At 54.0% G+C, this 10,582-nt stretch carries 9 protein-coding genes; 6 read left to right on the top strand and 3 right to left on the bottom strand.

All coding sequences use genetic code 11. The features are described 5' to 3' along the window. Positions 1 to 197: 197 nt before the first annotated feature. A complete protein-coding gene (gene uvsE, locus B157_RS0128620; RefSeq protein ID WP_020606744.1) occupies positions 198 to 1,124 on the bottom strand; it encodes a UV DNA damage repair endonuclease UvsE in 927 nt (308 codons plus the stop codon). A gap of 93 nt (positions 1,125 to 1,217) precedes the next feature. Then, positions 1,218 to 2,804 carry an acyl-CoA carboxylase subunit beta gene (locus B157_RS0128615; RefSeq protein ID WP_020606743.1) on the bottom strand — a complete coding sequence of 529 codons (1,587 nt, stop codon included), beginning with the start codon at positions 2,802 to 2,804 and terminating at the stop codon, positions 1,218 to 1,220. A 102-nt stretch (positions 2,805 to 2,906) separates the two neighbouring features. On the opposite strand from B157_RS0128615, the gene B157_RS0128610 reads away from it, so the two are divergent. The 5 genes from B157_RS0128610 to porQ are packed head-to-tail and all read left to right on the top strand — an operon-like array spanning position 2,907 to position 6,952. Continuing rightward, complete coding sequence (locus B157_RS0128610; RefSeq protein ID WP_020606742.1) at positions 2,907 to 3,440, top strand: LVIVD repeat-containing protein; 534 nt, start codon at positions 2,907 to 2,909, stop codon at positions 3,438 to 3,440. A gap of 31 nt (positions 3,441 to 3,471) precedes the next feature. After that, positions 3,472 to 4,218, top strand: coding sequence for an LVIVD repeat-containing protein (locus B157_RS0128605; RefSeq protein ID WP_020606741.1), 747 nt, complete (start codon positions 3,472 to 3,474; stop codon positions 4,216 to 4,218). Next, complete coding sequence (locus B157_RS0128600; protein ID WP_020606740.1) at positions 4,215 to 5,120, top strand: hypothetical protein; 906 nt, start codon at positions 4,215 to 4,217, stop codon at positions 5,118 to 5,120. Before B157_RS0128605 ends, B157_RS0128600 begins: the two co-directional genes overlap by 4 nt. After that, entirely contained in the window at positions 5,110 to 5,853 is a 744-nt protein-coding gene (locus tag B157_RS0128595) for a hypothetical protein (protein WP_020606739.1), read from the top strand. Before B157_RS0128600 ends, B157_RS0128595 begins: the two co-directional genes overlap by 11 nt. Positions 5,854 to 5,887: 34 nt before the next feature. Continuing rightward, positions 5,888 to 6,952, top strand: coding sequence for a type IX secretion system protein PorQ (gene porQ, locus B157_RS0128590; protein WP_245565314.1), 1,065 nt, complete (start codon positions 5,888 to 5,890; stop codon positions 6,950 to 6,952). A gap of 173 nt (positions 6,953 to 7,125) precedes the next feature. Here the strand turns inward: porQ and B157_RS0128585 are convergent, their stop codons facing one another. Further along, entirely contained in the window at positions 7,126 to 9,012 is a 1,887-nt protein-coding gene (locus B157_RS0128585; protein WP_020606737.1) for a beta-N-acetylhexosaminidase, read from the bottom strand. 156 nt (positions 9,013 to 9,168) lie between these two features. Between B157_RS0128585 and hslU the strand changes: the two genes are divergently transcribed. Continuing rightward, positions 9,169 to 10,560: an ATP-dependent protease ATPase subunit HslU gene (hslU, locus tag B157_RS0128580; RefSeq protein WP_020606736.1), complete on the top strand. Its 1,392-nt coding sequence runs from the start codon at positions 9,169 to 9,171 to the stop codon at positions 10,558 to 10,560. The last annotated feature ends 22 nt before the right edge of the window (positions 10,561 to 10,582 follow it).

Here is a 10,582-nt window from a genome sequence, read left to right as displayed (position 1 = left end):
TCAAATCCAGAGGCTTTGATTTAGAAGGGTGTGGCCTAACCAAGCATCATCGCCTTCGTCGGCTGTTGTTTATCTTGTCAATGAGTCTGATTTGGGCCCTTGAAACGGGCGAGTGGCTCATCAAAGCGGGTCATAAAATACCAACCCGCAACTTGACAGGCCGATGCCAAGCGTTGTTTAGTTTATTCCGTCACGGTTTAGATGAACTGCGCGATAGAATCCTTAAAGGCCAACCTGTTGGCCACCTTGTACCACTTTTGTCCTGTACTTAGCTTACACTCATAAACAATATCTACCGCTTTGCCGTAGGTGTTTACCCGCGAGTAGAGCCAGTCGGCATGCGCTTCGCGCCGGGCTTTGGGATCTTCGTGCAACTGGCGCGAATCCGAAAAGTGAAATACGGGGCGTACATCCCAGGTAGCATAGGCCATCAGGAAAGCTTCTTCTTCGGTTTGCAGGCCAGGATTGAGGGAGTGATGAAAGTAATCAAAGACAATCGGTATACCCGTTCGTTCATAAACCGGCACCAGATCGGCAACCGTATACAGGCTCGGTCGATCGTCATTCTCAACCGTCAGCCGGGCGCGGAGGTGGTCGGAGAGCAAATAAAAATTCTGAGAAAAACGGGCCCTGGTTGCTACTTTGTCGCCATAGGCACCCCCCACGTGAATGTTGATCTTGTTCCAGTGCGAAGGCTTTAAACCCATCAGATCAAACAGTTCTGATTGATATTCAAGGTCTTTTATGGTATTGTCGAGCACTTTTCCCTGACCCGCCATCTGATTGAAAGGGCCAGGATGGGTCGTTAACCGGATGGGGCGGCTGCCAATGGCTTCGAGTTTAGCGCGGATATCGGTAAAATCAGGCAGATCAGCCAGCCGGTATTCCGATGCCCAGGGAAACAGATCCGACGAAATGCGGAATAACCGGATATCCTGTTGCAGGTTCCAGTCCACGATGGTCAATAAGTCCTGCACGTTTTTCAAGGCAAGCGCTGAGGCATAGGCAATGCCCCGCTCGGTAAACGTCTTGCGAATCATGCCCCGGTTCGTCGTGACTTTAGCGGCCTGAAGGCTTAAATTGATGCAGGCATACCCAGCAGATGATGGTGTTAGCGTCGTCATTCTATGGTAACGAAACCAACCCTATTTCAGTTATTTTTTTGCCGGCATTCGGGCAAGCGTAGATGAATGGTACTCACTGTGCCCATGTTTTGCCTACAACGGGATATTCCCGTGCTTTTTCTTTGGCATACCTGCCACTTTATTTTCCAGCATCCCAAACGCCCGGATAAGTTTCTGGCGGGTCTGGTCGGGCATGATAACTTCGTCGATATAGCCTCTGAAAGCGGCCCGGTAGGGGTTGGCAAACTTCTCGGTGTAGTCCAGCACTTTCTCCTGGAGTTTGGCCTGCGGATCTTCTGCTTCGGCGATTTCGCGCTTGAAAATAATCTCGGCGGCTCCACTGGCCCCCATCACGGCAATTTCGGCCGATGGCCAGGCGTAGTTCATATCGGCCCCAATGTGCTTGGAGTTCATCACATCGTACGCGCCCCCGTACGCCTTTCGGGTAATGACCGTAACGCGGGGCACGGTGGCCTCGCAGAACGCGTAAAGTAACTTTGCGCCGTTGGTGATAATGCCGTTCCACTCCTGGTCGGTGCCGGGCAGAAAACCGGGCACATCTTCCAGCACCAGCAGCGGCACGTTGAAACAGTCGCAGAACCGTACGAACCGGGCCGCTTTCGTACTGGCATTGATGTCCAGCACCCCCGCCAATACCGCGGGCTGATTACCGACTACGCCGATGCTCCTCCCACCGATTCGGGCGAAACCGACCACGATATTCTCGGCGAAGTTCTTGTGTACTTCCATGAAACTGTCCGCATCTACCAGTGCCTCGATTACCTCCCGCATGTCGTACGGCTGATTCGGGTTATCGGGGATGATTGAGTTTAACGCGGGACGACTTTCATCGTGCGCTTCATAGGCCAGCATAGGCGGCTCATCCTCGCAGTTTTGCGGGATATAACTCAGCAGTTGTTTGAGTTGCTGAATGCAGGCCAGCTCATTGGCGCAGGCAAAATGCGTTACGCCCGACTTAGTGCTATGCGTGCTGGCTCCGCCCAATTCTTCGGCCGTTACAGTTTCGTGGGTAACGGTTTTCACCACGCTGGGGCCGGTCACAAACATATAGCTCGTGTTCTCGACCATGAAAATAAAGTCGGTGATGGCCGGGGAGTAAACCGCCCCGCCCGCGCAGGGGCCCATAATGGCCGAGAGTTGCGGGATAACGCCCGATGCTCTGGTGTTCCGATAAAAAATATCGGCATACCCCGCCAGCGATAGTACGCCTTCCTGAATGCGGGCACCGCCGGAGTCGTTCAAACCGATAATGGGTGCGCCGTTTTGCAGGGCGAGGTCCATCAGTTTACAGATTTTTTCGGCGTGGGTTTCGGAGAGTGCCCCGCCAAAGACGGTGAAGTCCTGGGCAAATACGTACACCAGCCGACCCGCTACGGTGCCGTAGCCCGTGACGACGCCATCGCCGAGGTAGTGTTCTTTGTCCAGCCCGAAATCGCGGGTGCGGTGCATCACGAACTTACCAATCTCTTCAAACGAGCCTTCGTCTATCAGCAGCGCAATGCGTTCGCGGGCAGTCAGTTTCCCTTTTTTGTGCTGAGCATCAATGCGTTTCTGCCCACCACCGAGTTCGGCTTCGGCATTTTTCTGGGCCAGGGTTTCTGTTTTAGTTGGTTTTAAGGGTTGGGATTCCGGCGTTTGGCTGGCTGTTGATGGTTGCATAAGCGGGTTTAGACGAAAAGACGTAGGAACAAAGTTAATTTTTCTTCCGGATTCCAACGGTTTTGATTGTTTTTGTATCCTTACTGTGTGAACACATCAGCCATGAATCGACCGTTTCTTTTATTCGTTCTGTTCCTTCTCTGCCTCGGCTTCGATAGTTGTTATCGCCCCGCTGCCCCCTCTCCGCCCACCACGGGTGATACCTACCGACCCGTGTACGCTGCGTATGCCGATATCCGGACGGTGCAGGTGCTGGCTCCGCAACCGCTGAAAAACGCGGGTAAAATCTACGTAAAAGACAAGTACCTGTTTATCAATGAGGCAGGTAATGGAATTCATGTGATAGACAATCGAAATCCGGCCCAACCGGTCACGCTGGCGTTCCTGTCAATTCCCGGTAATCACGAAATCGCAGTCAAAGACAGTATCCTGTACGCCGATAATTTCCTGGACCTGGTCGCCATCAACATCGCCAATCCGCGCAACGTCCGGGTAGTGAAACGAGTCGAAAACGTGTTCGAGTACCCGGCCTACCCCCTCGTCACCAATGTGCGGTTCGAGTGCGTTGACCGCGACCGGGGCGTTGTCGTCCGCTGGGAAAAAGCCCCGGTCGAAAACCCCCAGTGTTATCGTTAAATCGCCTGTTCACCCATTTTCCCATGAACCAATGAACCGTTTCTACCTGATTCCTATCGCCTTACTTTTACTGACGGCCTGTGCGAAGGATAGCGGCACCGATGCGCCCTCACCCGGTTCGGGGGTAGGTGGCTCAACGGCCCGGTTTACCATCAGCGGTAATCATCTCTACACCGTCAGCAACACGGCGTTACAGACCTACGACATCTCGACCAGCAGCGACCCCAAACCGGGCAGCAAAACCCCGCTCGGCTTCGGAGTCGAAACCATTTTCCCGTACCGGAATAACCTGTTTATCGGCACCCAGACGGGGATGTACATTTATACCCTTGCTCAGCCTGACAATCCCCGGCAACTCGGTTTCTACAGCCACATCCAAAGCTGCGATCCGGTGGTGGCGCAGGGTAATTATGCGTACGTGACGCTGCGGAGTGGAACGCCCTGCCGGAATACGTCGGCTAATACGCTCGATGTGGTGGACATCAGCAACCTCGCCAGTCCCAGACTGCTCAAAAGTTACCCAATGACTAACCCGCACGGCCTGGGTGCCGACAGTAGTCTGCTGTTTGTGGGGGAAGGGGAGTATGGCCTGCGGGTGCTGGATATCAGCAATCCACTCGCTATTCAGGAAGTTCAGTTCATCGACAGTGTAAAGACCTACGACGTGATTCCGACCCAAAAGCGGCTCATCGTTACGGGGCCGGGCGGTATTTACCAGTATAGCTATGCCAACCTGAAGCAACTCAAACTGCTCAGTAAAATCCCCGTTCAGCCATGAAACACCGTTTAGTTGAGGACTTAGGTAAAGCCACTAACCGCTGTTTCACCACCCCCAACCCCCTCATAAAACAGGGTGGGGACTTAAAAAAATCCCCCTTCTGGTTAGCCACCTCCTGTTTTAGGAGGGGGTTGGGGGTGGTGAAACGGCAACTATTTGATACAACTCAATTAACCCGGTGGCTTCGCCATAATGCCGTATTCTTTTCAGCAGCCCTGTTGGTTTGGATTGTAGCTTTGGGCGTTCGGGCGCAGTCGATTCAGCCTTTGCCTAATCCGGAAATCCTCAACGACCCGGCCCGCCGGTGGGTGGTTAAATTCGCTCCGCTCAGTTTATTCGACCCCGATAACACCATTCAGTTTGGCATCGAGCGGCTCTTTGGTCAGCACAACGCCGTGCAGTTCGAAGGGGGGTATGGTTTTCAGGGGATGAATTTGTGGCAGTCGTCCCAGAACACGCGCTACAGCCATAAAGAAGTCTGGCGCAGCCGGGTTGAGTGGCGGTATTATCTCAACAAAACGGATCGACCCATTGGCCGCTACATTGCCGTCGAAGGTTTCTACAAGCAGGTTAATGTGCGGGAGAGTGGTACCCTGGGTGTAGGCTGCACAACCGGGCCGTGTCAGTATTACCAGCTTTTTACGACACCTTTACAGAAGTTCGTTTGGGGTGGACACGTTAAATACGGGCGGCAGTTTCCGCTGATACGGGACAACAACCGACTCCTGGCCGATATTTATCTGGGGCTTGGTTTCCGGGTACGGCAGATTGAGCGGTTCCAGGAACCCAACAACCAGTTTTATTACGGACCGGGAAATTTTACCCTGTTTGATGCCTTCTCGCCAACGCCCTACGCGCTCATCAGCGTGGCTTATGGCGCTAAAATCGGGTATGCGTTTTGACACTACCAGGCACCATTTTACGATCATTATTCTTCGCTTATTGCTCTTTTTACTACTACTGACCGTTTCGGTTCGTTCATTCGGGCAGGATTCCACGATTCAGTACCGGCCTGTTCATGTGGTTATAAAACTGGCTCCCCTCTCCCTCCTGCTCGACCCGGATGCGACCATTCAGGGCGGGCTGGAAGTACGGGTCAGCCCGCGCAGTTCGGTGCAGGCCGAAGTGGGGTTTGGGCACAAAGGGCTATCAGTAGTGACCGACGAAAAACAAAACTTCGCCGACTGGTCCATCTGGCGGGTACGATCGGAGTGGCGGCACTATACAGGCCGGTACCGCACGAACAGGAAGAAAGCCATTCATATTCGAAGCACCTTCCCGCTGGGCAACTACCTGGCCATCGAAGGCCTGGCGAAACAGATAAACGGGACCAAAAACCTGGTCCTGTACGACCCCGACGCCAACTTCCCGAACGGGCAGCAGACCATTAGTCGGTTCATAATGGGCAGCCATGTTAAATGGGGGCGGCAGATTGCCATTCCCGGCCCGTCTCTTTCTACGCTATCCCGCGTGCTGCTGGACTTTTACCTGGGAGTTGGGGTGCGGTATGGAATCACCGAACTCACCCCATCTATCGACACCTCCGGCGGTGGATTTACCTACGACCGTTTCAAGCCGGGCAACCGCCTTCAGCCCAGCCTGGCCCTCGGCCTAAAAATTGGGTTTGGGCTGTAAGCGGGTACCCGGCTTTTTTTCTGACCTTTGCCCTGTGAAAATACGATTAGAACTCCTGCGTTTTTGGCTCTGCGTTTTTCTTGTTTTTTTAACGGCCATTGCGTCCGTCCATGCCCAGCCCCTCGGCGGGCAGCGCGTCTTTTCGTTTCTCGACCTGCCCACGCACGCCCGCGTCGCGGCTTTGGGCGGACAGGTTGCCAGTGCCGTTAGCCCCGATGGTGCCTATCACCTGAACAATCCCGCTCTGACCGATTCAGTCAAAAACAACGAGTTATCCATCAGCCTGATGCCCTATCTGGCAGCGGCAAAATACTACACGCTGCAATACGGACTGCCCGTAAAGAAAACAGGCACCGATGGCTATTCGGGTTGGGCCGTTGGGTTGCAGTACCTGACGTACGGTCAGTTTGATCTCACCGACCCAGCGGGCAATACCCTCGGCACGTTTACGGCCAACGACTACGCCCTGAGCCTGACCCACGCCCGAACGGAAGGCAATTTCACCCTCGGGGCAACCATCAAAGCGGTTGGGTTGAGCATCGATACGTATTCCGCTTTTGGTGTTCTGGCCGATCTGGGGGGTGTATGGCGGCACCCCAAACGCGACCTCACCTTTGGGCTGGTGGCAAAAAATGTTGGGTATCTGCTCAAAAATTACGGGCCGCTACAGGCCGACCTGCCCTTCGATTTGCAGGCGGGGGTTACGCTTAAACCCGAACACGCCCCCATTCGCCTGACCCTGACGGCCCACCACCTGCAACGCTTGGATATCGGCTACAACGACCCCAACCTGAACATCCGGTATGACCTGAGCGGTAACCCCATCCCCAAAACCACCAGCGTGACCGAGAAAATAGCCAGGCACCTGAGCATCGGCGCCGAACTGCTGATTCACCGCAACGTAAACATCCTGGTTGGCTATAACCATCAGAAGCGGGCCGAAGGCAAATTAACGACCGGGGGCGCGGGTATCTCCTTCGGTGCGTCGGTACAGGCGAAAGGCTTCCAGCTGACCTACGGGCGTTTCACCTCCATTCCCACGGCGGGCACCAGCCAGTTATCGTTGCGGATAGATCTGGAAAGAATTATTGGTCATTAATTGTCATTCTTAGTCATCAGGCTGCGCCGTAATAAGATTGTCATTTTTAGTCATTGGTGGTCATTCATGGTCGTCGCTTTACAATCAGTGACCATGAATGACCACCAATGACAGCTAACCGTAATGACCATCAATGACTAAGAATGACAGCTAAGCGTAATGACCAGGAATAATTACCTGCCCACCCGCTTTTGCAGGGCATCGCGCGACAGCGTAATCAAATGACCGATGGGATTGCCGCTCCGGTACGTGATGACGCGTAAGGTGATGGGGCCATCGGGCAGGTCGATGGGCTGGTTATAGGGGGTCGAGAACTGGTCGGGCATGGTATCGTCGATGGTATAGTAAATGTTCAGGCCCGGTGCTTCGCTCGCCAGTTCGAGCCGTAGTTTGCCGTTATTCATACTCGTTTTGACAATGGCATCGTAAATCGCTTTCGAGTAGTTTATCTGCGCCACATCAGCCCGGTCGAAGTGGGTTTCCACGCGTTTCACAAAGTCAGGCCAGTTTTTCGCTTCCTTCGGCGACCAGAACACTTCCGACAACGCCCAGGCGCGGGGATAGGTCATGTATTCGGCGTAACGCAGGGTAGGTACCTGTTCGGTCCAGAGGTTGCCCTGTCCACCCAGAATGTATTTGGCATCGACCCCATCCGGCACCGGTTCGTAGCTGTAACTTTTGCTGGTACGCAGGGTCGCGTAAATGGGCGGATCGATGGTTACCTCGCCCTGATTATAGTCCAGGTACGCGAACGTAGTCGGTGTCATCACCACGTTGTGTCCTTCTTTAGCCGCTTCAATCCCGCCTTTGATACCCCGCCAGCTCATGACGGTAGCCCCCGGCGAAATGCCGCCCTCTAAGATTTCATCCCAGCCCAGCAGTTTCTTGCCTTTGGCGGTCAGAATCTTCTCCACGCGCCCCATAAAATACCCCTGCAGATCCTCCACGTGGCGTATGTTCAGTTTTTTCATCAGTGCCTGACAGCCGGAGTCCTGCGCCCAGTAGCCTTTGTAGCACTCATCGCCCCCCACGTGGATGTATTGATTGGGGAACAGGGCGGCTACTTCGGTAAATACCTTATCCAGAAACTCGTACACCTTCTCATCCGATGGGTTGAGCGTGTTTTCTACGTTCATTTTAAAGGTGCCGTTCCCGTACCAGTCCGAAAAGGAAGTACCGGGATTAACGCTTACGATGGCTTTGGTACAGCTCAGTTCCGGGTAGGCGGCCAAAGCCGCCATGCTGTGGCCGGGCACATCGATTTCGGGCACGATCGTTACGTTGCGGGCCTGGGCGTAGGCAACCACTTCCCGAATATCATCCTGCGTATAAAAGCCGCCATAGGTTGCCGGTTCGCCGGGTTTCGGCTCGGCGCGGTCGCCGAAGTGTCCGGCCCGGGCAACGCGCCAGGCACCCACTTCGGTTAGTTTGGGTAATGATTTGATTTCGATCCGCCAGCCGTTGTCATCCGTCAGGTGCCAGTGAAAGGTATTGTATTTCAGCCGGGCCAGCTGATCGATGTATTGTTTCACCTCATTTTTGGTGAAGAAGTGGCGGCTCACGTCGAGCATGATACCCCGCCAGCCAAAGCGGGGGTGGTCCACAATCCAAACGGCGGGCAGCGTCCAGGCGCGAACGGTCTTTACCAGCGTTTTACTTTCTATCTCTTTGGGTAGGAGTTGCAGCAGGGTCTGCATGCCGTAAAATAGTCCGGCCGGGCGGTTGGCCGTGATGACTACGCTTTTTGGCGAACTGCTGAGCGTGTACCCTTCGTCGCCAAGCTCGGCGTTGTGGGTATCGGTCAGGTTGAGCTGAATCGTGCCCGTTTTGCCCGGCCGGGCCGCAATACCGAAGCCGGTGGGCAAGTTTAGTTTCAGGCCGAGCATATCTGCCACATCCTGGGCTTCGGGTTTGTTATAATGGATGCTGGCGGATTTGGTCAGCGCGAAAACCCCCGTTCGCGGCTGTACACTGGCGGGTTGGGGTATCAAACTGACCGGCGACTGGGCCTGGGCAGTGGCAATACAAAAGGCAAAAACAAACAGGCGACTCAGGTTCATACTATGCGTGATTGATAATTATATAGTAAAGCGAATTGGGCGTGTATTTTAATATCGAACGGTCAAAACCCAAATTTACCCTATCTCACTGGCACATTTTTCGGTTTCCTGCGTTTATTTGACGGGGCGTATCCATTACCTGCTCCTTCCTGATTGATGACTGAATTACTAAAAGACCTTACCCCCCGGCAGATTGTTGCCGAACTCGACCAATATATTATCGGCCAGCACGATGCCAAACGCAATGTAGCCATTGCCCTGCGTAACCGCTGGCGACGCATGAATAGTCCGGCCGATATGCAGCACGAAATCACACCGAACAACATTCTGATGATTGGTGCCACGGGCGTCGGGAAAACCGAAATTGCCCGGCGACTGGCTAAAATTGCCGATGCCCCATTCATCAAGGTCGAAGCCTCCAAGTTTACCGAAGTGGGCTACGTGGGCCGCGATGTAGAAAGTATGGTGCGTGACCTGGTCGAGCAATCCGTCAACATGGTCCGGTCGGCCAAAAAAGAAGCCGTACAGGTACGGGCGCAGCAACTGGTGGAAGATGCCATTCTGGATATCCTGATTCCATCCGTTAAACCCGTACCGAATGGGCAGGTTGGATTCGAGAACGAAAACAAGGGCGATTCTGACGCGGAACTGAACGAACGCACCCGCGAGCGGTTCCGCGAAAAAATCCGCAACGGCGAAATGGACGACCGTAAAATCGACATCGACGTGCAGCAATCCCAGACACCGAATATCGGGGTAATGGGCGGTTCGGTGGATGACCTGTCCATGATGAATATTCAGGAAATGATTGGCAACATGATGCCTAAGCGGGGTAAAAAACGCAAGGTCACCATTGCTGAAGCCCGGACTATTCTGCTGGAAGAAGAAGCGGCCAAACTTATCGACATGGACGAGGTGAAGGAGGAAGCCATTCGTAAAGCGGAGGATGCCGGTATCATCTTCATCGACGAAATTGACAAAGTAGCCTCGGCCCGGTCGGGTAACGGCGGTGGCGGCCCCGACGTAAGCCGGGAGGGTGTCCAGCGCGACTTATTGCCCATTGTGGAAGGCAGTGCCGTCAATACGAAATACGGCGTTATTCATACCGACCATATCCTGTTTATTGCCGCCGGAGCTTTCCACGTGGCTAAACCCAGTGACCTGATTCCGGAGCTACAGGGGCGTTTCCCGATTCGGGTGGAGTTGCAAAGTTTATCGGAGGATGATTTCTATCATATCCTGAAAGAGCCCCGGAATGCGCTCACCAAGCAATATGTAGCCATGCTGGAAGCGGAGGAGGTCGGCCTAACCTTCGACGATGATGCCCTGCGCGAACTGGCCCGGATTGCTTTCGAAGTAAATGGCGAAGTAGAAAACATCGGTGCCCGACGGCTGCAAACGGTACTGAGTCACCTCATGAATGATTTCATGTTCGACATTCCCGACGTTATCGGAGCCAACGCCCACGTGGTCGTCACGAAAGACCTAGTGAACGAAAAACTGAACGGCCTGGTGAAGAACCGGGATTTGAGCCAGTTTATATTGTAAGTAACGCTGAAAAGAAACGCCC

The sequence above is a fragment of the Spirosoma spitsbergense DSM 19989 genome, assembly GCF_000374085.1.
GTDB lineage: Bacteria > Bacteroidota > Bacteroidia > Cytophagales > Spirosomataceae > Spirosoma > Spirosoma spitsbergense.
This window is presented reverse-complemented; position numbering and strand designations above follow the sequence as displayed.

What these genes read in the sequence shown, in the direction of transcription:
- B157_RS0128605 (WP_020606741.1), top strand. Translation starts at nt 3,472, where the DNA reads ATGAACCGTTTCTACCTGATTCCTATCGCCTTACTTTTACTGACGGCC.
- B157_RS0128615 (WP_020606743.1), bottom strand. Translation starts at nt 2,804, where the DNA reads ATGCAACCATCAACAGCCAGCCAAACGCCGGAATCCCAACCCTTAAAA.
- B157_RS0128585 (WP_020606737.1), bottom strand. Translation starts at nt 9,012, where the DNA reads ATGAACCTGAGTCGCCTGTTTGTTTTTGCCTTTTGTATTGCCACTGCC.
- B157_RS0128595 (WP_020606739.1), top strand. Translation starts at nt 5,110, where the DNA reads ATGCGTTTTGACACTACCAGGCACCATTTTACGATCATTATTCTTCGC.
- B157_RS0128600 (WP_020606740.1), top strand. Translation starts at nt 4,215, where the DNA reads ATGAAACACCGTTTAGTTGAGGACTTAGGTAAAGCCACTAACCGCTGT.
- hslU (WP_020606736.1), top strand. Translation starts at nt 9,169, where the DNA reads ATGACTGAATTACTAAAAGACCTTACCCCCCGGCAGATTGTTGCCGAA.
- B157_RS0128610 (WP_020606742.1), top strand. Translation starts at nt 2,907, where the DNA reads ATGAATCGACCGTTTCTTTTATTCGTTCTGTTCCTTCTCTGCCTCGGC.
- uvsE (WP_020606744.1), bottom strand. Translation starts at nt 1,124, where the DNA reads ATGACGACGCTAACACCATCATCTGCTGGGTATGCCTGCATCAATTTA.